Source organism: Proteiniclasticum sp. (assembly GCF_003514505.1).
GTDB lineage: Bacteria > Bacillota > Clostridia > Clostridiales > Clostridiaceae > Proteiniclasticum.
This window is the reverse complement of sequence record NZ_DOPX01000024.1, coordinates 75,530-98,215: the sequence shown is the minus strand read 5'-3', so window position 1 is coordinate 98,215 and position 22,686 is coordinate 75,530. Positions and strand designations below refer to the sequence as shown.

Annotated in this window: 15 protein-coding genes; 2 read left to right on the top strand and 13 right to left on the bottom strand. The window is 46.0% G+C overall.

Annotated elements, in window-relative coordinates; translation table 11 throughout:
- Positions 1-32: 32 nt before the first annotated feature.
- On the bottom strand, positions 33-7,295 hold the full coding sequence (locus tag DEF30_RS07905) for a SpaA isopeptide-forming pilin-related protein (RefSeq protein WP_294097964.1): 7,263 nt from the start codon (positions 7,293-7,295) through the stop codon (positions 33-35).
- Positions 7,296-7,555: 260 nt separating this feature from the next.
- Between DEF30_RS07905 and DEF30_RS07900 the strand changes: the two genes are divergently transcribed.
- Entirely contained in the window at positions 7,556-9,139 is a 1,584-nt protein-coding gene (locus tag DEF30_RS07900; protein ID WP_294097962.1) for a helix-turn-helix domain-containing protein, read from the top strand.
- Positions 9,140-9,193: 54 nt separating this feature from the next.
- On the opposite strand, the gene DEF30_RS07895 is transcribed toward DEF30_RS07900, so the two are convergent.
- From DEF30_RS07895 to DEF30_RS07880, 4 genes are all read right to left on the bottom strand, one after another.
- Positions 9,194-9,523 (bottom strand): hypothetical protein, encoded by a 330-nt coding sequence (locus tag DEF30_RS07895; RefSeq protein WP_294097960.1) that lies wholly within the window; start codon positions 9,521-9,523, stop codon positions 9,194-9,196.
- A gap of 240 nt (positions 9,524-9,763) precedes the next feature.
- A complete protein-coding gene (locus tag DEF30_RS07890; protein WP_294097958.1) occupies positions 9,764-11,122 on the bottom strand; it encodes a glycoside hydrolase family 32 protein in 1,359 nt (452 codons plus the stop codon).
- A 44-nt stretch (positions 11,123-11,166) separates the two neighbouring features.
- Positions 11,167-12,546, bottom strand: a complete 1,380-nt coding sequence (locus tag DEF30_RS07885) for a PTS transporter subunit EIIC (RefSeq protein WP_294097956.1) — start codon at positions 12,544-12,546, stop codon at positions 11,167-11,169.
- A 376-nt stretch (positions 12,547-12,922) separates the two neighbouring features.
- The gene (locus tag DEF30_RS07880) at positions 12,923-13,951 is read right to left on the bottom strand and encodes a LacI family DNA-binding transcriptional regulator (RefSeq protein ID WP_294097954.1); all 1,029 of its coding nucleotides are present in this window, start codon (positions 13,949-13,951) and stop codon (positions 12,923-12,925) included.
- Positions 13,952-14,063: 112 nt separating this feature from the next.
- Between DEF30_RS07880 and DEF30_RS07875 the strand changes: the two genes are divergently transcribed.
- The gene (locus tag DEF30_RS07875) at positions 14,064-14,930 is read left to right on the top strand and encodes an ROK family protein (RefSeq protein ID WP_294097952.1); all 867 of its coding nucleotides are present in this window, start codon (positions 14,064-14,066) and stop codon (positions 14,928-14,930) included.
- A 55-nt stretch (positions 14,931-14,985) separates the two neighbouring features.
- Here the strand turns inward: DEF30_RS07875 and DEF30_RS07870 are convergent, their stop codons facing one another.
- The 8 genes from DEF30_RS07870 to flhA form a co-directional block, all read right to left on the bottom strand.
- Positions 14,986-15,768: a flagellar hook-basal body protein gene (locus tag DEF30_RS07870; RefSeq protein ID WP_294097950.1), complete on the bottom strand. Its 783-nt coding sequence runs from the start codon at positions 15,766-15,768 to the stop codon at positions 14,986-14,988.
- An 11-nt stretch (positions 15,769-15,779) separates the two neighbouring features.
- Positions 15,780-16,541 (bottom strand): flagellar hook-basal body complex protein, encoded by a 762-nt coding sequence (locus tag DEF30_RS07865; protein ID WP_294097949.1) that lies wholly within the window; start codon positions 16,539-16,541, stop codon positions 15,780-15,782.
- Between the two features lie 166 nt (positions 16,542-16,707).
- Positions 16,708-17,187 carry a hypothetical protein gene (locus DEF30_RS07860; RefSeq protein ID WP_294097947.1) on the bottom strand — a complete coding sequence of 160 codons (480 nt, stop codon included), beginning with the start codon at positions 17,185-17,187 and terminating at the stop codon, positions 16,708-16,710.
- A 20-nt stretch (positions 17,188-17,207) separates the two neighbouring features.
- Positions 17,208-17,915: a FliA/WhiG family RNA polymerase sigma factor gene (locus DEF30_RS07855; RefSeq protein WP_074912140.1), complete on the bottom strand. Its 708-nt coding sequence runs from the start codon at positions 17,913-17,915 to the stop codon at positions 17,208-17,210.
- Between the two features lie 15 nt (positions 17,916-17,930).
- Positions 17,931-18,602, bottom strand: coding sequence for a PilZ domain-containing protein (locus DEF30_RS07850; RefSeq protein ID WP_294097941.1), 672 nt, complete (start codon positions 18,600-18,602; stop codon positions 17,931-17,933).
- Between the two features lie 11 nt (positions 18,603-18,613).
- Positions 18,614-19,525: a MinD/ParA family protein gene (locus tag DEF30_RS07845; protein ID WP_294097937.1), complete on the bottom strand. Its 912-nt coding sequence runs from the start codon at positions 19,523-19,525 to the stop codon at positions 18,614-18,616.
- The gene (gene flhF, locus DEF30_RS07840; protein WP_294097935.1) at positions 19,504-20,616 is read right to left on the bottom strand and encodes a flagellar biosynthesis protein FlhF; all 1,113 of its coding nucleotides are present in this window, start codon (positions 20,614-20,616) and stop codon (positions 19,504-19,506) included. Before flhF ends, DEF30_RS07845 begins: the two co-directional genes overlap by 22 nt.
- Entirely contained in the window at positions 20,613-22,685 is a 2,073-nt protein-coding gene (gene flhA, locus DEF30_RS07835; protein ID WP_294097933.1) for a flagellar biosynthesis protein FlhA, read from the bottom strand. The genes flhF and flhA overlap by 4 nt, the downstream gene beginning before the upstream one ends.
- Position 22,686 lies beyond the last annotated feature (1 nt).

Genomic DNA, 22,686 nt, shown 5'->3' with positions numbered 1-22,686 from the left:
GTTTTTCAGTCCTGAAAGGAATGTCTTTTACTTTAGCTTATTTTTTCTTTTTTACGTCTTAAGAGATGGAAAACTCCAGCCAGAACAAGCATTGTTCCTAAAAGAGGAATAAATATCTCATTTTCAGATTCCCCTGTGGCGGGCAGCTCCTCCCCAGGAGACTGACCTTCTGTATCGTCAAACTCCAAGGTGTTCACCACTGTCATTTCCACAGTATCCGGTTTTACAGGGCTGCTCTCCAGAATCGTAAAGGCAAAGACCTCCTCATTTCTGGTATACCCTTCCGGTGCTTTGATTTCTTCTATGGTATATCTACCAGGCGCGAGATCCTCCACCTTGATGAATCCATTCTCGTCACTCACAAGAATGATGCTTTCGCCTTCATCATGAAGATGTTTCAGTTCAAACTGGGCACCCTGTAAAGGCTGACCTTCTTCGTCCACCTTTTTCAGGAGAAGACTTCCCCGATAGTTCACAAACTGTCCAAGATCCAGGACATCTGGAGCACCATAATGCTCTTCTGTCACAGTGAACTCCAGTGTCTGTTCATTTCGGATATAGCCCGCTGGCGCATGGGTTTCCTTCAGCACATAGCTGCCTGGGAAGAGGCCTTCCGCTTTCACTTTTCCATCCTCATCTGAAACCAATTCTTTCCGGATGAGATTTCCTTCCTGGTCCCTCAGTTCAAAGACAGCCCCCGCTAAAGGTGCTCCCTTCTCATCGGTCTTTTCGAATTCCATCTTTCCTTGATGATTCTTCAAAGTACCCACAAGAATTCTCTCTGGTTCTCCAGCTGCATCCTCAGAAATTCTGAATTCATGAAGGGTCGGATCCAGAATAAAACCTGTCGGAGCGCTGATTTCTATAAATTCATATCCACCTGGAGTTAGACCTTCCACAAGGATCTGCCCCAGCGCGTCGGTTGTAAGTTCTTTTATCGTCTCATTGTCTTTTCTAAGGGCAAAGACAGCGCCTTCCAGTGGATTTCCACGCTCATCGGACTTTTGAAGCAGAACACTGCCCTGCCAGTTGATAAAGTCATCCAAGGCAAGTACCATCGGTTCTCCTTCTGCTTCCATCGGGATCTCAAAGGATACTCTGTCGGTATTTCTGATGTAGCCTTCCTGCGCTTTTGTCTCTTCCAGCCAGTAGCTTCCTGGGGAGAGATCTTTTAGACGTAGGAAACCTTCCTCGTCTGTCATCAGATTTTCCCGAAGCTTAAGTCCTTCTTCGCTGTAAAGCGCAAATTCTGCATCCTTCAGTCCTGTTCCATCCTCTGCTGTTTTTCTAAGGACAGCTGAACCTTTGTAATTTTGCAGTAAGCCAGCATCTACCGCTTCTGGAGCTCCTTCTTCCGAAGAAGCTATGGTAAAGAAGACCTTCTCTGTATTTAGGAGATATCCTTCCGGTGCCGCGGTCTCTTCAAAATAGTACTTCCCAGGTGCCAGGCCCGTTGCCAGAACCATTCCATTTTCATCACTTCTCAGGTCTTCTATGACCCGCTCTCCGTCTTCTGATACCACATCAAAAGTAGCCCCTGCTAAAGCATTTCCTTCATGATCTGTCTTGATCAGATAGGCGCTGCCAAGGTAATTGGTATAGTCGTTCAGGTAAAGCACGTCCACAGTTCCTTCATAAGTGTCTTCTATGGTGAATGCAACTTCTGTCAGATTTAGTAGGTAGCCTTCTGGAGACTGCACTTCTTTCAGCACATAGCCTCCTGGAGACAGCTCCTCCATGAGCACCTTCCCTTCTTCATCCGATACAAGACCTTCCTGAAGAAGAAGTCCTTCCTCATCGTAAAGAGCAAACTCTGCCCCCGACAGTCCATTTCCTTCTTCATCCACCTTTTTGAGCACTGCAGTGCCCTTGTGGTTCACAAAAGGCCCCACCAGAGCGGTTTCAGGTTCGCCTTCCGCCTTCTCGGGTATGGTGAACATCACAGGTTCAAGGTTTCTCAGGTATCCCTTTGGTGCTTCCACTTCGTACAACCCATAGGTACCCGGTGTTAGAGCCGTAAGTTTCACTTTTCCTTCTTCATCTGTGGTGAGACCTTCCCGCAGCACTTCCTGTCCCTCTTCGTCTCGAAGCTCAAAGACAGCACCAGCTAAAGGCTCTCCATCCTCATTTGTTTTTACAAGTTCTGCACTGCCTAAGTAGTTGATAAAGCTTCCTAGATGAAGCACTTCAGGTACCCCTTCCGCACTTTCAGCAATGGAGAAGGCTACTGTCTTGGTATTGAGAAGGTATCCTTCCGGTGCTCTGGTTTCTTTCAGAATATACTTCCCTGGTTCAAGTGATCCTATCCTTACCACGCCATCTTCATCAGATGTGATATTTTCCTGGACCACGTCACCGGACTCTTTGTATAAGGCAAAGACCGCCCCTCTAAGTGGCTCTCCTTCATTATTTTCCTTTTGAAGAAGGACCGATCCCTTATGGTTTTCCATAGATACCAAAACTCTTTCAGGAGCTCCAGCATCAGTCTCTTGAATACTGAAAGCCAGCGGTTCAAGGTTCCTGATATATCCAGCTGGCGCCTTGGTTTCCATGAAGTAATAGTTTCCAGGAGATAGATCCAAGAGGATCAGCTCCCCTTCTTCATCTGTCACAAGACCCTCCATAAGAGCCTCTTCCACACCTTCCTGATAGAGACTGAATTCAGCCCCTTCAAGACGCGCTTCTTCTTCCCCGAGTTTTGTGAGAAGGACAGAACCCTTGTAGTTTACAGCCTCTCCCGCATTCACCTGAAGCGGTTCTCCTTCGGCTTCGTCTGAAATTGCAAAAGCCACAGGTTCTTCATTGATCATATAGCCTTCCGGCGCTTTCACTTCGATGAACTCATAAGAACCAGGCGCCAGATTTCCAGCAGTGACAAGCCCCATGGAGGTGCTGGTGTATTCACCCACCTTCACGCTCACATCACCCAGTATTTCATAGAGCGCAAACACTGCGCCGCTTAACGGATTTCCATTTTCCGTCACTTTCATCATACGCACAGAACCTTTATAGTTGATGCGGTCTCCCGCAATAACCATGGCAGGTTCTCCGATTTCACTGTCAGGAATCACAAAGGTCTTTGGTGTTCTGTCCAGAACATACCCAGCCGGCGCTTTCGTTTCCACAAAGCTGTACCTTCCCGGTGAAAGATTCAGTGCATGAACTCTTCCATCCGCTCCGGATACAAGGCTTTCCTGAACCGTAGTTCCGTTCTCATCCACCACCTTAAAGACAGCTCCCTGCAGCGGATTCTTGGCAGCATCTGTTTTATAAAGTCTTGCCGCTCCTTTGTAGTTCATGTAATTGCCCAGATTAAAGTCTTTTGGTGCACCTTCCACCATCTCTGGAATGGTGAAAACCAGTCCCACCCTATTGAGAAGATATCCCGTTGGCGCTTTGGTCTCCAGGAGCTCATACGTTCCTGGGGAAAGATTGCTCACCTTCAGGACTCCTTGTGCATTCACCGAAAGATTTGCGCGAAGGACACTGCCCTCACTGTTCAGCAGGCTAAATACAGCTCCTGAGAGCCCGTTACCATTCTTATCTGTTTTCTTCAGTTCTACAGACGCTTTATAGTTTCTGACATTCACCACAGGTTTCATCTGGGTGCCGTTTTCTTCGATACGGATGTCGAAATAATGCTTCGCTGTATTTTTGATGTATCCTTCTGGTGCTTGGGTTTCCACCACATAGTATCTTCCTTCAGGAAGGTCCTCCAGATGAATGACACCGTCCACCGTTTTCAGGTTCTGTGCATACAGAGTGCCATCTGCTTTGTAGAGATCAAATACCGCTGCCGAAGTAATGAGTACTCCTGCCGAAGTAATCTTACGGATGGTTGCTTTGGTCTTTTCGTTGATGAAGCTTAAAATCTTCATCTCCCCATCCACGGTGTGATCCAATATAATTTCCATTCCATTCGCCAGTTCATCGCGGATGACATAACCTTCAGGTGCTGCCAGTTCTTTCAGAAGGTACTTTCCTCTTCTCAGGCCGCCAAAGGTCAGTACGCCTTCCTCATTGGTCACAGCTTCTCTTAAGAGCTGCTTCCCATCAGAAGTGAAGAGGCCGAAATGCGCTCCGGAAAGAAGTTCACTTTTCTCATTCACCTTTGTAAGAGCAAGTCCACCACGGACACTTTCTCCGGTTCCACCACCATCATTTTTCTTCACAATTTCTGAGGTGGCTCCACCGGTAACACTTTCCTGCACATTCTTTCCTGTGGCAGTATAAGCATTCTTTATCGCTTCGCCCTGAGGCGCAAGTGGATCAATATAGGAGCTGTAGCTCAGCACATAAGCTTCAGTGATTTCATTCGGGAAGTTCAGCTCAAACCGCTCATTGCCCGTGACAGGATCGGAGTAGAACTCCAGGGTGTAATCCTTGTCTTTTTCCAGCACTGTGGTTGATTTGGTGATATTCCCATTTATATCTACAACTCCCAGGACAACTTCAAAGGTTTCTTTCAGTAAAACCGAATTAAGATCCGGACTGTCCGTAAGAACAAATTGAGACAATTTGGACCGATTAGGGTTCAGATAGACTGTCCAGTCGGCACGCTCATTGAACGCACCTGCCTGTACCCCCTTTTTATCTGCCAGTTTTCCTCCGTAAGGAATGTTCACTGTGGCATTTAACCCAAAGCTGGTCTCTCCGCTTTGGAAGGTTGCATTGTTTCGGACAGAAGGTTCACTGATCAGTTCATTTTTGAACTGCGTCTTAAAGCGGATCCCCACAGCGGTTCTCTCGCCTTCCTGTCCCACAAGGGACACGGTGATCCTGTTTCCATTTCCTTCAGTAGGATATACCACCTGATACAGTTCAGGTGCCATTATTTTCTCATTGATGATACCCCCTGCTCCGTTCACTTCATAGGTGAACACAGTAAGAGAATCCGTCACATATTCCTGACTGGCGTCCAGCACATCCGAAATGGCATAAGGACTACCAATGGGAAGCCTTGCGTAGTTTGTATAGATGGACCAGGTGATTTTTTTCTCCACCGCGTTATAACTTCCGTTCTTGACACCATTTTTCGCTGTATACCCACCTGGAACAGTGTCCACAAAAACTCCGCCGATGGTATAGTCTTTTCCATCATACTTCCAGCTGATGCCTGCAGTGTTTCTATATGCCGCAGTGCCGTCACTGTTTCTTTCAAAATGCGTGGTATAGGTGAGTGTCAGCCGTTCATCCACGGTTTTCAGAAACTTTATCTCAAAACTTCCAGGTGTGGTTCCAGACGGCGCTGTATAGCTCAGCAGGTAGTCTGTCCCCTCCACCAATGCCACATTGCTGCTGTCCTTGATCAGCACTGTATCTTTTAGAAGTGATAGACCGTCTCCTGTGAACTGATCCGTAAGCACCAGATTCTCCATGACATAGCCATTTCTGTTGATGACCACTTCAAATCGAATTTCTTTCTTTCCGACATCGGTGCCCACTCTTCTCTTGGTAAGTCCCTGCTGGCCATACCCGCCACTTCCAGAGGATGTTTTGCCCTGTCCCGTTTCCACTTTATTGTTTACTGTGCCTGAACCTGTGATGATTGGATCTCCTGATGTATTCACCATCTGAGTTTTGTAGCGGATGACATAGGCCTGTCCCTCAACATCCTGCAGGAAGTGAAGTCTGAATCCTGCCCCCGGGGTATAGGTCAGTTCATAGAGCTCAGTACTGAGGGGTATCTCTGAAGGAGAAGCATTTCCCTCTTCATCAATGACCACTGGATAAACATGAAGACTGTCATTTACAAGATTCATAACCCCCGCCGGAGTCCAGGTATCCGTCAGATATGCCACATCCATCGGAATGATTTTTTCATTGTAGTTGTATTCAATCTCCCAGCTCAGCTGCTGCTTTACACTGTCATAGACAGGTGCTTTCTTTTTCAGCGCATCTCCATAGCCACTGGAAACGGTGGCCTCTGCTGCATTCATCTTGCCATCGCTTGTGAGATTAGCTTTATTCTTAAAAACTTGAACTCCTGAAAAGCCCTCTGCAGGCTCCAGGATGGTTGTGGTGTACTCCAGACGGTATGCCCTCTGAAGGTCTTCTTCTACTACTCCATGAAGCGTGATCTTAGGATTACCCGAAACCATCTCCAGGGTGTATAAGGCTGGAGCCAATATTTCCCCAGGGGTTCTTTCCCCTTTGGCATTCATTTCCAGCGCTCTTACCACAAGGCTGTCTTCCTTGAATATCATATGGCTTGGCATCACATCGGTGATCACCGGGTCCACCATCTTCAAAAGAGCCGTGTTGATGTCCACACTCCAGTAAGCTTCCGTTGCGTTCCACCCTTCCCGGTTGATGGTCCCTTTTTTGTCAATGGCAGTGCCTCCCTTGGGGCTTACAGGGAAGGTCAGTGTAAAATCAGGATATCCTTCAAACTCGATGACCTGCTCCACGGTCTCATCCATCTCTTCTTCATCCAGAAATACCCGGAAGAAAAAGCTTCCAAGAACATCATCTCCATCCACATTCTCGTTGAAGAGGAAGTTCACCAGGCCATCTATAGAAACGGTCCAAGTTCCGATATCCCCAAGAAGTCCACTGGTAGCAGTAACAGGTTTCAGCTCTTTTGGCAGCGGAAAACTTAACGTATCTCCTGCTTTCACCTGATGTCCTTCTATCAGGTGGAAAGAGAAATGGATCTTCCCTGTTTCTTTCCCGTCGATGCTGTAGGGATTATCCGCACTGAAGATATTTCCAGCTTCATCTGTAAATTGAATCTCAATAAACCGGAAATCTTCTTCCACCGTACTCATGGATGTACTTTCTTCAAGAAGTGACAAAGCTTCCTGACTGTCCTTCTCTTCCTCCATCGCTTCAGGAACAAAGGTAAGGATATATCCTTCGTCTGTCTCATGGAGCACTGTGGATCCTTCCTTGTCTTCTCCCGTCATCTTAAACGGAATGTAAAGGGTTCCATCAAAGCTTTCATCTCCTGATAAGGACAGGCTGAGCTTTCCATTTTCAAATGCTATCTGAAGCGCCTCTTCCAGATCCGTAAGGTTCTCTGGCGCAAAAAAATCAGGTAAGGCTAAAATAAGATTTCTCTTTTCTTCTCCCTCCTGAAGGGTCATTGTCATGTCCAATGCCAGAAGATATTCTCCACCAGCTTTCATGGACTTTGTAAGATTCTTTTCACTGTCCGTCACATGGGCTGCTTTCATTAAGAACTCTTCTCCTACAGCATCTCCGTGTACTTCCACCGGAATGGCAAACACGCTCTGCAGAAGTAGAATCATAGCAAGAAGCAGCGCGCTTCCTCTACGCAGGGTCATTCGCATGGTTCATCCTCCTATACTCTCTCATTTCTATACAAACAAAATAAAACAAGTGAATGTCGAATCCCATTTGCTTTATTTATATTTTGTATTTTATAATAATAACTATCCATAGCTATTTATATTTTATCAAACTTATTCACTTGGGGTTCTTCAGTTTTTGCGTATCCATATGCAAAATTTGACGAATATAACCCCGATTTCTTTGCTATACTGCAGCTATGTTAAACTGGGATAATTATGGAATTTTGAAGGAGATCATCATGTGGCAAATCCTGTCAGAAAAAGATAAAAAGAAATATGCCCTTCTGAATGCACTGTACAGAAAATACGATCCGATCACAATCCAGAGCCTCTCAGAGGTTTCTCACCTGTCTCAGCGCAGCGTTCTGAATTATTTGGATGAGCTGAAAGTGGATCTTTTCCCTCTTTCTGGAGAGATCTATTCCTCCAACGAGGGAATGAAGCTGCTGCTGCCTGATTCCATCGGTATGGATTACTTCCAGAGAAAGCTTCTTCGGGAGAGCATCGGATTCCAGCTGCTTGAATACCTTTTCTTCCAGGGTGAAGCATCCTGCAGTGAGCTTCAGGAACATTTCTTTCTCAGCTCCTCCTCTTTAGAAAGGATTCTGAAGAAAATCAGAAAATCCCTGGAACCCTATCACCTCAAAGTATCTGGAAGCCCTCTAGCGGTAAGGGGCCAAGAGTTTTTCATCCGACGGTTCTATACACGGTACTTTTTTGAAGCCTACAGTCAGGACGAATGGCCCTTCAGAAATTTGGACAAAGAGAATGTTCATCGTCTCCTAAAAACTCATCCCCCTTACTGCCATGAGTACAGTAAATTCATCAAATCCCAGGAGATCCTTTTTCAGTTTGCAGTTTCACTTACGAGAGCCCAGAAAGGACACTTTCATCCCGTGTATCCTGTGTCCTTCTTCACCGAGAAGAAGCTTCCTGAGATCCGCCAAGAGCTTCGTCAAAGTCTTACCGGCTTCCCACTCGGAGCACTTTCTTTGGACACCGTCTTGGATGAACTCTCTTTCATGAAGCTTCAATACACTACAGAGTACTATAAAGAGCGACTTGAAAAAGACCCGGGCTTTCAGGAAAGCACCCGGGAGCTCTTTAGGCTGATTGAAGAAACCACTGACCTTTTCCAGCTGCCGCCCTCGAAGTACTGGCCTTTTCTCATCGAACTGTATAAACTTCTGCAGCTCCACGTGAAAGGGAAAGGGCATACTATTCTTCCGGACTATCTGCTTTTCAGAAGCCGTGACTTCATCATCGTCACGCATCATCAGTTGGAGTACCCCTTCTTCTACACTTATGTAACCAGCTATTTCAAAGAAATCCTAATCAGCCGTGGCGTGACCGTTTCCGAAGGGCTTCTGGAGGAGTTCTACTATACTCTTTTATGCTACAGCGAAGACCTGACCAGTCATCTTTTCAGAAATTTCAAATCCTGCAGCGTCCTTCTATACAGCCATCTCAGTCAGAACCACGCACAAGCGGTCCGGGATGTTCTCATCGCAAACTTCAACAGTATGATTGATGTGGAGATTTATAATGAATCAGTGCTGACAACGGAAGAACTGGAACGCTATCAGTATGATCTTCTGGTTTCCACCTCATCCGTGGAGATGGACACCAAAAGCGACGTTCTCTATCTCCATTTCCACGAAAAAGGCTATCAGATCAGTTCCATCTACAAAGCCATCAGCACTGTGGTGGACAAGAAGAAAGCGGATCAGATGAAACGGATCAAAAACTATATGGACAAAAAAGAGACCTTGAAAGAACATCCTCTGACCGAAGCCACATTTACTACCCAGTATTGGAAATAGAATAGAAAAAGGCAGGCGTCAAAATAACGCCTGCCTTTTATATATTCATATCAATTAGATTCTATCGATGAGCGGGAGAAAAAAACGGATGAAAGAACGTTCTGTCACCTGCTTTCTGATTTCAGACAGTACGAACTTCGCTTTTGGATCTTCAAAGGTATAATTGAGGTCCTCCCGGAAGCTTTGATCGCTGCTATAATGAATCTTCTTCGTAACAACATCCACATAGACATAGAAATCATCCAGCGTAAGCCGGAAATCCCGCTCTTCCATCTCATAGGACTCCATCATGAGATGCATCAGTTTCAGGTTCGGCGTAAGTCCACTCTCTCGTCGGTGAAATCCAGAAAATCCGTAGATCATTGTTGCGGTATTATAGTCCATGTTTACTCACTTCTCCAATTCTACTGAAAAAATACGTTTATGCTAAATTTATCGAAATTATATCAGGAGATTTAGAACTTATCAACCTCTATCTGTTTACAGTATACATTATTATAAGCTGTTATCACTTATCCTTGAATATTATTCCTTTCTGAAATAGGTTCTAACAAGCACATAACATCCTAAAATAACAAGAAGCAGATGCCACGCATCTGCTCCCTTTTACTATATCCTTTATTCTTAGCCCTTCTGAAATCCTGACATCTTCATGGTCACTGCTTCTGAGCTGATTAGAGAAACCATACTATCTGAGGAATCTTCAAAACACCGCAAGGAGAACACTTCTTCTCCCCCGTTGATAAAAATCTCCAAGGAGGTATGATCTCCTATGATTTTCAGATCCTTCAGCCCCAGCCGCAGTGGCACTTGCCTGATCTCCTTCATTCCATCCAGCCAGGAGACTCTTTCCACTGTAAACCAGTGATCCTCCAGTTTCAGTTCCACATCAGATGATACCCGGAGATGGATTCTCTGAGCCTCATGCTCATTGAGAACCTCCAGAAGAAACGATCCTTCTCTTCCAATCTTCAGATCCTTTCCGCTTACTGCATTTTCTTCTTTGAAGAAACGCAGAAGCTCTTTAACGGGGGACTGCATGACTTTCCCCTCTGCACTTATCCGAAGCTCTCTTGGTATACTCAAGTGGTGTACCCAGCCTTCTTTGAGTGTAGGTAAAGCTTCTTCCTTCTCTTTCTCCATGGTGCCCATCCATCCTAGAAGTAGAACTCTTCCATCGGGCATGTCAAAGGTCTGGGGTGCATAAAACTCGAACCCCCGGTCCAGTTCATCAAAAGGAGCTTCCTCCTTATGAAACCTTCCAGAGTCAAATTTTCCGGTATAGTAGCCCGTCTGAAAAATATTTTTAAAGCGGTGTCCATCCTCCGAAAGACCTTGAGGAGAAAAAAGAAACACATCTTTTTCTCCCAGCCTCACAAGATCCGGACATTCCCACATATACCCTAGGTCCTCTCTCTTCGTGAGAAGAGAACCCAGAAACTCCCAGTTCTTAAGATCCATGGACCGGTACAGGATGGTATCACCCGTGAGATCCTCCCTCTGAGCCCCAAGGACCATATAAAACTCTCCCTGCTCCCCTCTAAAGACCTTAGGATCCCGCACATGGGCTGTATAACCTGGAACTTCTCCAATTACCGGTCCAAGTTTTCTGAAGCTGAACCCGTCCTCTGAAACAGCGGCACACTGATAGCTTTCCCGCTCTCCTTCTTCATTCTTCACATTTCCTGTATAGAAGAGATACAGTTTTCCTTCATGAACCAAAGCGCTTCCAGAGTAGCAGCCATTCTTGTCGTAGGATTCATCTGGAAGAAGTGCAGGCTCATAATAAGTATAATGGACAAAGTCTTCTGTCACCGCATGTCCCCAGGCTTTGTAGCTGTGGTCTGTCCCTTCTGTATTCCACTGGAAAAACACATGGGTCAGCCCATTAAAATGCACCAGACCATTGGGGTCATTGAGAAGACCATGGGGAGGGAGCACATGGAAATCCATGGCTCCATTTTTCTGTATTTTGTTTTTCATCCTTATCCTCCTTACATCCATGATCCTCTATGCATCAGTTCTTATCAGGCATTGATTTCTTCAGAAATCTTCTTCGCCTGCAGTCTTACAAAGAAGAACGCACTGGCAAAAGCTGCAGCGATGACAATAAGGTACTGCACTAAAGCACCCACAGAGCTGGTGTACAGAAGAAGACCCGGAATAAAGGTGATTCCCATACCTGTAGCAGTCAGTCCAAAGATATAGGTGACAAGTCCGCCGATGGCTCCACCCAGAATACCAGAGATGAATATCTTCATGCTTCTCAGGTTCACTCCAAAGAGAAGCGGCTCTGTGATGCCAAAGAGCGTGGAGGTGGTGGAAGAGATGGCATTGGTCTTCTTCAGCTTGTTCTTCATAAGAAGCGCTGCACTAATGGCTGCTCCAAACTGCCCCGCCATACTGGCAGTGCCAAGAGGGTTCAGCACGTTGGTGCCTGTGTCCGCCAGAAGCTGCAGCTCCAGGATGGAGAGAGAATGATGAAGACCTGTGATGACCAGCACCTGCTGAAGACCTGCATAAATCATATAGCCGATGCCAAGAGGCGCTTCAATAAGCATCAGAATAAAATCAGTCACATACACTTCCATCTGATGGGTAATGGGTCCTAAGATGAACAGCATCAGGAAGATGGTGACAGTGAGTGTCAGAAACGGTGTAACCACCAGGTCAATGAGCTGTGGAACCACTTTTCTGAGATTCTTCTCAATCTTTGCCACCAGAAGTCCTGCAACGATCGCAGGAATGATGGAACCCTGATATCCCACAAGAGGAATGCTGATGCCAAGAAGGCTCACATAAAGAGGCGTTGCATCTCCACCTGCCACAGCCCAAGCATTGGGCAGCTGAGGTGCTACCATCATAAGACCTACAACGATACCGATGATAGGATTTCCGCCAAACTTCTTGGTGGCGCTATAGGCAATGAGTACAGGAAGGAACGCAAACGCTGTATCTGTCAGCATCTGGAACAGCATGAGCACGGTATCACTCATTTCTACGCCAAGTTCCAGAAGTAGGCCTCTCAGTCCCATGAGAAGACCTGTGGTCACAAGTGCCGGAATAAGAGGAATCAGAATATCCGCAAGGGTTCTCACAATCTTCTGTCCAGTGTTCATATTGGAGTAAACATCTTCCTTGAAGCTTGCTGCTTCTCCACTGCCCTGGGTGGATTGGAACTCCTGATATACTTCATTGACCTTACCTGTTCCAAAGATGAACTGGTGCTGTCCGGTGTTGAAGAAATATCCCTTGCTGCCTTCCACATTTTCAGCGAGAGCTTTGTCCACTTTACTGTTGTCGTGCAGGATGATTCTGAGTCTTGTGGCACAATGTTCAAAGTTTTTGATGTTTTCTTTTCCGCCTACGGCCTGCAGGATGTCTTGAATCGATTTTTCATGTTTCATAAGATTTCCTCCTCCATCTTAGGGTAGCATAAAGTACGTGCAGCATAAATATTGAACCGGTTCTAAAAATTCCACCAATCTCTGATGATTGTTTCGATTTTTAGAGTAATCCTGAATCTGTTTCTCATTTTACTTCTGTGTTCATCACAAAAATATCCTTCATAATCAAGGGCTTTATTCTTCTTTTGTGCTATTTTATTTAAAATAAGTTCGTGATATAATTTTATCTGATAATTGGAACCGGTTCTAATTTAGTTTTATTGTAGTGCATCTTTTTTCATTTGTAAAGGGTATCAGGCAAATTTAACAAAAAACTTTCAAAAATAAAAATCACCTAAAACCTTTGAGTTTTAGGTGAAATGCTGTACTCCTCTAATTAGAGCGCTTTCGTGGATTCCTTTGGGAGAAACTCTCCACTCAGAGCAATCTTCTTTGGAATTTCCTCTCCCTGCAGGAGCCTCAGAAGATTTTCAGCTGCGATTCTGCCCATTTCTTTGTAGGCATAGCGCACTGTCGTAATGGACGGTGTCACAAGATCCGTGATGGAGTACCCGCCAAAGCCGGAAATTGAGACATCCTCCGGTACTTTTCTCCCCAGGGTGATGCTGGCTTTATAAGCGGCCAGAGCAATGTTGTCTGTGGCACAGAGGATATAGGTTTCTTCTCTTCCTTTCAGGTATTCTTTGAGAAACTGGAAGGTGATGTCAAAATTAAAATCAACCTCTTCTTCCTGCACATCGATGCCTTCTTCGTTTTTAAGGACATCCATGACGCCCTTTTTTCGGAGAATTCCTACAGACTCGTCTTTCTCTGTGACCCCAAGATAGAGGATCTTCTTATGGCCGAGCCTCAAGGCATGTCTTCCCATGGCAGCTCCCGCTTCTTCCTCCTCATGGACAATGGCATAGGTGGCATCACTTCTCTGTCCTAGAAGAAGCACCGGGATCCCGATTTTTTCCATGGCTTCTTTATGGGCTCTCGTCACGTCTGTGGCAAGAAGAATGATCCCCGCCACCTTTTGCCTGGAGAGCGCATAGAGGTTCTCCACTTCCCTCTCTACATCCTGATCTGTATTAACGATGAGAAGCTGATAACTCTTTTCTCTTAGACATCGGTCCACACTCTGAAGGATTTCATTTGTCGCGTAAGAGTTCAGCCTGGGAATGATGATGCCGATGAGATTGGACTGCTTCACTTTCAGGCTCTGGGCGAAGGTGTTTGGCACATATTCCGTTTCTTTGATGATTCGGTCCAGCGTCTCTTTTGTCTTTTTGCTGACGGATCCTCCATTGAGATATCTGGAGACGGTGCTCTTTGCTACACCTGCAAGTTTTGCTATATCATTGATGGTCACCATGTCTTCTTCCCTGCCCTTTACCCTTTTCTTATCTTCATCATACCACAAAGGAACCGGTCACAAAATGAGCTTTGGAAAATCACTGAAAACATTGACAGAGTAGTAAACTTCACCCAAACTAAAAGAAAGCGAAAGAATAAAACATTTAGGAGGTATATTCATGAGACTTGGCGCAATTGAAGCAGGAGGCACAAAATTTGTTCTGGCCGTCGGAAATGAGAAAGGAGAAATCTTTGAGAAGATTTCCATCCCTACCAGAACTCCAGAGGAAACCATGAAGGACGCTTTGAATTTTTTCAAAGATAAAAACCTTGATGCCCTTGGCATCGGATGCTTTGGTCCACTGGAGCTGAACAAAGACAAGGAAAAATACGGATATATCACATCCACCCCAAAACCTCACTGGGGAGATTTTGATATTCTGGGCAGTCTGAAAAAAGGTCTGAATATCCCCGTGGAGATTGCCACAGATGTCAGCGGAGCTGCACTTGGGGAAATCACCTTCGGCGATTACGAAAAGGAGCATACGCTTCTCTACATCACCGTAGGCACAGGCATCGGTGGAGGCTATGTCATTGATGGTAAAATCCATAACGGGATGCTTCATCCGGAGATGGGTCATATCATGATTCATAAAAACCCCAAGGACACCTATGAAGGATTCTGTCCTTACCACAAAACCTGTTTGGAAGGCCTTGCTGCAGGCCCTGCCAATGAAGGAAGAACCGGTATGAAAGGGATTGACATCCCAGAGGACCATGAGTCCTTTGATTTCATCGCAGAATATATGGCGGAAGCGCTCATGTCCTATATCCTGATTCTTTCTCCCACTAAGATTGTTCTGGGTGGTGGCGTCATGGGTAGAACCTATATGATCCCTAAAATCAGAGAAGTCCTCAAGGAAAAACTCAATGGCTATGTGAAGACAGACCAGATGGAGAACCTGGATAAGTATATCGTTACCCCTTCTCTTGGCGTGGAATCCGGTATAAAAGGAGCCTTGGCACTGGCGCTCATGGCAAAGTAAATGAAAGCAGCTTAAAGGAGAAGCATCACTGCTTCTCCTTCTTTCATCTATTTATTTAAATAATGGTGTTGATCACTTCCAGCATCTCATCTGCAGTGGTGATGCTCTTGGCATTGAGCTGATACGCTCTTTGAGTAAGAATCATCTCCGTCATGCTTTCCGCAATATCCACATTGGACTCTTCCAGATGTTTGTGACGGATGACCCCAAATCCTTGGGCATCATCAATGCTGTTTGCCATTTCCATGCCTTCTGGGAGAAAATACTTGTTTTCACCTAAAGATATGAGGCCATCTTCAGCACCTGGCTGAAATAAAGCGACTCGGCCCAGCTCAATAACTTCTCCTCTATCATTCCGCCCGGAGATGACACCATTTTCCGAAATGCTCACCCCATCGTAGCTTCCGATGCTTCCCGCAGGAACATAGGATTCATAAACAAGACCATTTCCTTCTCCATCTGTCAAAGCACCATCTGCACTCATAGAGAAAGCTCCATTTCTTGTAAGAAGAAGATCACCAGCCGCGGTCATGACCCCGAAGAATCCATTTCCTTCTATCGCCATGTGGAAAGGGCTCTCTGAAGGCTTCAGAACCCCCTGGGTGAAGTTTGTTTTCGAGACCAGGGCTCTGGACCCTATGCCGATAGAAGCACCCTCTGCGTTCTCTGAAACCGCTGCATGACTTCTTGAGATCTCATTTCTCAAAAGGTCTCCAAAGCGGACCTCTTTCTTCTTGTACCCACCTGTGGTGCTGTTGGCAATCTGGTCTGCCACGTTATCCATGACTTTCTGGGATGTCTGCATCCCGGTAACTCCAATTCTCAATCCGTTAAACATCGCGTTCTCCCTTAATTACGGCCAATCTCATTGACCGTCTTCTGAAGTGTGTCATTAAGCACCGTCAGCGCTCTCTGATTTGCCTGGAACTCTCTTGAAATCTCCATCATCTTCACAATCTCAGCACCCATATCCACATTGGCGCTTTCAATGTATCCTTGTCTCACAGATGCATCGCCCATACCAATGCTGGCTTCCCCCGTCACATAGACGGTTTCTCCCCGGAGCTCAAAATTCTGTGTATCATTGAAATTGGAGATAAGAAGACGCTGATCTGAACCAGATATGGTTCCATCTTCCCTTACTTCAAAATATTCTCCGGACACAAAAATCTCTTCTACGCCACCCTGGCCATTGACTCCAAGGACGGGATATCCCTCTTGAGTCACAAGACGACCATCTCCGCTGATTTTAAAATTACCATTTCTGGTGTAACCTGTTTCTCCATTTTCCAAGGATAGCGTAAAGAATCCGTTGCCATCCAGCGCAAAATCCGTAGCAATCCCCGTTTCTTTCAGCACACCTGGCGTAAAATTCGTTACCGCTCCGTCAATCTCTGTACCAAAATTAATGGTGCCCAGTTCCTGCACTCTGTTGTTGTTTCTTCCCCCTGCACGGTTGTAGACATCAAACTCCTCCATGGCTCTTTGAATGAGGTCCTGATACTTGAATCCAGGAGTGTTCACATTGGCTGCATTGGCGGAGTTGTTCTCCTGCTTTTTCTGCAGGACATTCATCTGTCTTGTGACATTGTATAAGCTTCTAATGATCATTCTTCGTTTTCTCCTCCCAGATTGACTCGGACTTCTTCCGGATAGACCATACCTAAGTCTCTGGCCTTCTCCTCCACAGAAAGGTTCATAGAAAAGGACAGGGAAAGATTCATGAGGATGGCACCCACAAGGATCCCAGCACCCAGGGCGATATAAATATCAGACTTTACTCTTTGTAGTGTTTCGATAAGTTTTTTAATAGTAAAACCTCCCCTTTGCTGATGCCCAGTTCCCTGGCAGCCTCTGCCGTGCTCCGTCCCTCTTTTAAAAGGTCCCAGACCTTCTTCACATGCTCGGGCATGGGCTTCTTTTCCGAAACCTCTTCTTCCTCAAAAACTTCACTGCCTCTTAAAGACAGTTCCGCCTCCTCCTCAGGAAGGAGATCTGATTTCAGACTTTCACGCTCCATCTGCCATTTAAGAAGCTCCTCAAAGAGGGTCTTCTCCAGTATCTCCATTCGATGACGAAGATCCTTCACTTCCTCCTCTGCCTCCAATGACAAAGACACCTTTGAATCTTCTAAAGGAAACTCTCGTATCCATTCCTTATTATCGGAAAAAAGCAGCTGCTCTTTTGTCTCATCCGCTCGTTTCTTAAAACCATAGACCATGAGGGATGCCCCCAGGATCAGAAGAAAAATAAACATAATGATTCCATCCTTTTTATTTATGCCATGAGCTGCCGAAGCTTCATGAGAATTTTACCGTGAAGCTGGGACACTCTTGGAATTGAAATATCCATGGCATAGGCGATTTCCTTCAAGGTCAGTTCCTGGACATAATAAAGATCCAGAATGATCTGCTCTCTCTCTGAGAGCTTCGTTACCGCTTCCTTCAGAAGATATTTTCTTTCTTTCTTCAGGAGCTCTTCCTCCGGTGTATCTGTTTCATCATCCGGAATCATATCTGAAAGCTGGACCTCGTTGCCGTCTTTATGGAACAGGGTGGTTTCAAAGGAAACCTTGGATAAATAGTGGACTGTCTCATGGAGCTTGGAGAGCTCCTTCTCTCCAATCCCTAGTATGTCACAGATTTCCTGTTCATCCGGCGTTCTGTGATGCTCCTGCTCCAGACGCTCCTTGGCCTCATAATACTCATGAAGCTTGGCAATACGGTCTCTGGAAACCCTGCCGCTTTTTCTCATCTCATCGATGATGTTCCCTTTGATACGGACTGTGGCATAGGCCTCAAAGGGCACGCCCTTCTTTGGGTCAAATTTCTTCAGGGCATCCATGAGCCCTATGACACCGATGGAAAAGAGATCGTCTTTATCAAGATCTCCATCCCCAGCATCCATACGGCCCACAATCCTCTTCACAAGAGGAATGTACTTCAGTATGAGTTCGCTGTCCGCTTCTTTTTTCTCGTACCCCATGGATGACCTCCTTTACTACCTTTTTGTGGATTTTCTCATGAGCAGAAATACATGATTCACAATGAGTTCCTGCATTTTTTCTGTGATATGGTCAAACCTTACCCCATAATCGTATTTGATTCCTGAAGGCTTCACCATGAGCTCCCGGTGCATCACAGTGCCCCAGAGCTGTATTCTCCGCTGATTCATGACAAATTCAAGAATGATTCTCTTCCCTTCCTTGATGTCTTCGTCACAGGTGATTTTCATTCCCCCGGCACTGAGATCTACCATAAATCCAGGCTTCATGTACTTTGCGATCTCATCTCCCACAGCTTTCAGGTCCTTGGAGAAGGAAACACTGTTTGTGATGTACTCATTGGCCGTATAAAGAATTTCTTCTGTACAGGACACCCTCACAAAATTCCTTCTTTGTATGGTCTTGAAATTCTCAAGTCTTGCAATGGTATACGTAGGCGCTTCTGCTTTCACCCTCCTGGCAATGACTCCAGTGAAGTACATTCCCTTGGCGCTGTGATAGACCACAGCCTCCACCTTCTCTCCCTCATGAAAAAACCGGAACTTCTTGTCATCTGCCGGGATGGAAAAATCCACACTATACTCAGTCTTATCTGAAACCATCGCCTCCAGAATACTTCCATCCTCTGCAGTCAGCTGTATTTTTCCCCCAATTGTTATAAAATCCATCTCATCACCTGCTATGTGCCAAATATTTTTCGGAATCTGTTCCCCAGCTGCTTCAGCGTCGATATATTCTTGGTAAACACAGTCTCCTCCAATATTATACCAGCTATTTGCTCTATATTTCTACTAGATAGCGCTTGTGGATAGGACATCAGTACTGGTTCCTGATTCATGATGGCTTTTTCAAGCCTGATGTCATCAAAAATATATCCACAGTTCTCCAGTTCTATATGAAGAAAATTGCTGCAGGTGGCAAAAAGCTTCTCATAGGCCTCATCCCCTGCCTCTTTGGACGATACCTTGTTTACGATGAGCTTCACGGAAGACTTCAGTCCATAATGACTGAGAGTTTTCAGCACCCGATAGGCATCGGTGAGGGCGGTGGGTTCTGGTGTTGTCACAAGAATCACTTCATGGGCAAAGGTCATGAAACTCAAAGTTTCCTTACTGATGCCCGCGCCATTGTCAATGATCATCACGTCAAAGCCCCCAAGATTAATGAGCTCTTCAATGAGCTTCTCCTGGTTCTCCTCTGATAGGGACTCCATCTCCAGAAGACCAGAGCCTCCCGAAATGGCCTTGATGCCCATGGGTCCTTCATAGATGATGTCCTTGAGCTCTGCTCTTCCTTCCAGGTAATCAAACAGATCATACTCATAATGAAGCCCCATGATGATGTCTGCATTGGTCATACCGATGTCCGCATCCAGAAGCAGGACTTTCTTTCCTTTTTTTGCCATGGCAATGGAAAGATTCACAGAGATGTTTGTTTTCCCAACACCTCCCTTACCACTGACCACTGCATAGATTTTCACAAGTCCGCTTTTCACGGGCTCCATTTCTTTCTCGGGCTCTTTGCCGAACTTCTCAAAGATTTTCCGCCGTAAAGATTCCGCCTGGTCCATCATGATTTCAGCTCCTCCCACAAATAGGTGAGCACTCGGGAAAGCTCTGCTTCCTCCAGATCTTCCGGCACTTCCTGCCCATGGCAGAAATACTGCACCGGAAGCACTGTGTTTTCCATAATGCTCCAGAAGTTTCTAAAATTCTCCACTTCATCCAGTTTGGTGAGAATCAGTGCGTCATAACGAAGTTCTTTATAGGTTTTCAGAATCCGTTTTACCGTGTCTGTATCCTGAGACATGGAAATGGAAAGGTAAGTGTTCCTTTCCTCCGGAAGCTCCGAAAGATAGCCTTTGATGTCTTCCAGACGCTCTTCGTCCTTTGGACTGGCCCCGATGGTGTCCACAAGGATGATATCCACACCACTGAGTTCTTCCAGTTTTTTCCCGATGTCTTTAGGATCCTCCACCGTGACAAAGGGAATACCGAGGATCTCTGCATATTTTTTCAGCTGCTCCACAGCAGCAATACGGTAGGTGTCGATGGTGAGAAGACCCACGGTCTTGTTTTCTTCAAGGAGAGCTGTGGACGCGATTTTCGCAATGGTGGTGGTCTTTCCTACTCCCGTAGGTCCCACCAGCACATTGAGTCTGCCAAAGGGTTTCTCCTTGAGAAACGGATTCTCCTGATACACCTCCTGAACAAACTGAAGAAGATTTTCCTTTGTGATCTTCTCTTCCAGGCCATTCTTCAGTTTGTAAGCATCAAACTTCTCTTTGGCCAGGGGACTTTCTGAAAAGACCTTCCGGTGCAGCTCCTCTTCCATCATCTCCATTTCCTGCGCTTTCTGAAGTTCATTCCGGATGCTTCTCTCCAGCGTGCTTTTGAGGGTTTCTTTGGCCATCTGGATCATATCCGAGGAATCCTCGCTTTTCATCTGAGGTTCTTTGGAAAAGAGGATTTTTTGAAACTCCTCCTTTTCCTTCCGGTTTTTCTCATGGACCTTTTCTTCCACCGCCACGGTGACTTCCAGCATTTTCTTTCGGAACAGCTGATACCATCTGCCCGGACGTACCGGTTTCTGGCTCACGATGATGGCTTCCTTGCCCAGCTCGTATTTTGCGCGGATCAGCGCTTCTTTCATATCATGTACTACATACTTTTTTATAATCAACGGAATTCCACCATCCCTACTACTTCAATGGGTACATCGTTAGGCACTTCGTTCAGGGACAACACCACCATCTGAGGAAAGGTCATGGAGATGAGATTCTTCAAGGCCGTTCTGATCTTTGGAGAAGCCAGAATTACGGTCTGATATCCCTTCATCATGGCTTCATCAAAGGCGCTCTGGATACTGCTGAAGATTCTTGTGATCATTTCCGGCTCAAGGACTGGAATGGAGCCCCCCATGGATTTATGGATGTTCCCTCCGATGAGATCCTCCAGCTGACCATCTATGGTAAGCACCTTCAGCTCCCCGGTCTGATCCAGGTAGTCCTTCACTATGGTTCTTTGCAGCGCATGACGTACATGCTCTGTGAGAATTTCAGTGTCTTTGATGGAAACGGCATTGTCTGCCAATGTTTCCAGGATGGTCACAAGATCCGTAATGGGTACATTCTCTTTGAGAAGGTTCTGAAGTACTTTCTGCACCTCTCCCAGGGTCATGATGCCAGGGATCAGCTCCTCCACAATGACGCTGTATTTCTCTGACAGCTCGTCAATGAGGGCTTTGGTCTCCTGTCTGCCTAAAAGCTCAAAGGCATGTTTTCTGATGAGCTCCTTCAGATGAGTCACAAGAACAGTCACAGGCTCCACAATGGTATAGCCTGAAAGATCTGCTCTCTCCTTGTCCTTCTCCTCAATCCACAAAGCTGCCAGCCCGAAGGCGGGTTCTTTGGTGGGTATGCCCTGAAGATCAAAATCCTGGGTTCCAGGATCGATGACCAGGAATTTATGGACATAGATCTCCCCTCGGGCGATCTCATTTCCTTTGATCTTCATCACATAGCTGTTGGGCTCCAGCTGGAGATTGTCCCGGATCCTGATGGGATTTATGAGAATACCCATTTCTGTAGCACACTGCTTTCTGATCGAAGTGATATGGGAAACCAGGCTGGAGTCCGATCCTTCATCCACCAGAGGAATGAGGCCATATCCGATCTCAATGGAGATGGGCTCCACATGGTAAGAGCGCACCGTCTCATCCACATCTTTGATCTTGCTGATCTTTTCCTTTTCTCTCTCTTCCACCTTTCTCACGATCTCATCTTTGTCATTCTCATAGATGAGATATCCGCCAAGACCGATGAAAGCGCCAATGGCCACAAAAGGAATCGTGGGAAAGGCAGGAATGAATCCGATGGCTGAGATCACCACCGCACCAATCATCATGACCTTCCAGGTGCTGAACAGCTCCTTGGTGAAGGTTTTTCCAAAACTCTCATCCCCGCCGGACCGAGTCACAATAAGACCGGAAGCTACAGAAATGAGAAGCGATGGAATCTGGCTCACAAGGCCATCACCGATGGTGAGTTTTCCGAAATGACCGATGGACTCCATGATGGTCATATCCCCTTGCACGGAGAAAATGATGATGCCACCGGCAAGATTGATGAGCGTAATGATGATGCCCGCAACGGCATCTCCTTTGACAAACTTGGAGGCACCATCCATGGAGCCATAAAAGTCCGCTTCCCGCTGAAGATCCAGTCTTCTTTTCTTGGCCGCTTCCTCATTGATGAGACCTGAATTAAGATCCGCATCAATGGCCATCTGTTTTCCAGGCATGGCATCCAAGGTAAATCTCGCTCCAACTTCAGATACTCTGCCTGCACCATTGGTTACGACCACCATCTGCACGATGGTGATGATGATGAAAATTACAGCCCCCACCACATAGTTGTTCCCAGTGACAAAGGTGGCAAAGGCATTGATGACTTCTCCCGCATCTCCTTTACTCAAAATGAGCCTTGTGGAGGAGATGTTGAGGCCAAGACGGAACATGGTCATCACAAGGAGAAGACTGGGGAAAATGGAGAATTCCAGAACACTTTTTGTGAAAAGCGTCAGAATAAGGATCATCATGGAGATGGCCAAATTCACCGTAAGCAGAAGATCCAGAAGAAAAGAGGGCATAGGAAGAATGATGATGGCAATGACACCCACCACAGCAAAGGCTATGAGAACTTCAGCATATTTTCTTAAATTGTAAAGACTTGCTCTTAGACTCTGCGGCATA

Excerpts from the sequence above, each read along its gene's own strand:
- DEF30_RS07905 (WP_294097964.1), bottom strand. The coding sequence starts at position 7,295 with ATGCGAATGACCCTGCGTAGAGGAAGCGCGCTGCTTCTTGCTATGATT.
- DEF30_RS07900 (WP_294097962.1), top strand. The coding sequence starts at position 7,556 with ATGTGGCAAATCCTGTCAGAAAAAGATAAAAAGAAATATGCCCTTCTG.
- DEF30_RS07895 (WP_294097960.1), bottom strand. The coding sequence starts at position 9,523 with ATGGACTATAATACCGCAACAATGATCTACGGATTTTCTGGATTTCAC.
- DEF30_RS07890 (WP_294097958.1), bottom strand. The coding sequence starts at position 11,122 with ATGAAAAACAAAATACAGAAAAATGGAGCCATGGATTTCCATGTGCTC.
- DEF30_RS07885 (WP_294097956.1), bottom strand. The coding sequence starts at position 12,546 with ATGAAACATGAAAAATCGATTCAAGACATCCTGCAGGCCGTAGGCGGA.
- DEF30_RS07875 (WP_294097952.1), top strand. The coding sequence starts at position 14,064 with ATGAGACTTGGCGCAATTGAAGCAGGAGGCACAAAATTTGTTCTGGCC.
- DEF30_RS07870 (WP_294097950.1), bottom strand. The coding sequence starts at position 15,768 with ATGTTTAACGGATTGAGAATTGGAGTTACCGGGATGCAGACATCCCAG.
- DEF30_RS07865 (WP_294097949.1), bottom strand. The coding sequence starts at position 16,541 with ATGATCATTAGAAGCTTATACAATGTCACAAGACAGATGAATGTCCTG.
- DEF30_RS07860 (WP_294097947.1), bottom strand. The coding sequence starts at position 17,187 with ATGTTTATTTTTCTTCTGATCCTGGGGGCATCCCTCATGGTCTATGGT.
- DEF30_RS07855 (WP_074912140.1), bottom strand. The coding sequence starts at position 17,915 with ATGGGGTACGAGAAAAAAGAAGCGGACAGCGAACTCATACTGAAGTAC.
- DEF30_RS07850 (WP_294097941.1), bottom strand. The coding sequence starts at position 18,602 with ATGGATTTTATAACAATTGGGGGAAAAATACAGCTGACTGCAGAGGAT.
- flhA (WP_294097933.1), bottom strand. The coding sequence starts at position 22,685 with ATGCCGCAGAGTCTAAGAGCAAGTCTTTACAATTTAAGAAAATATGCT.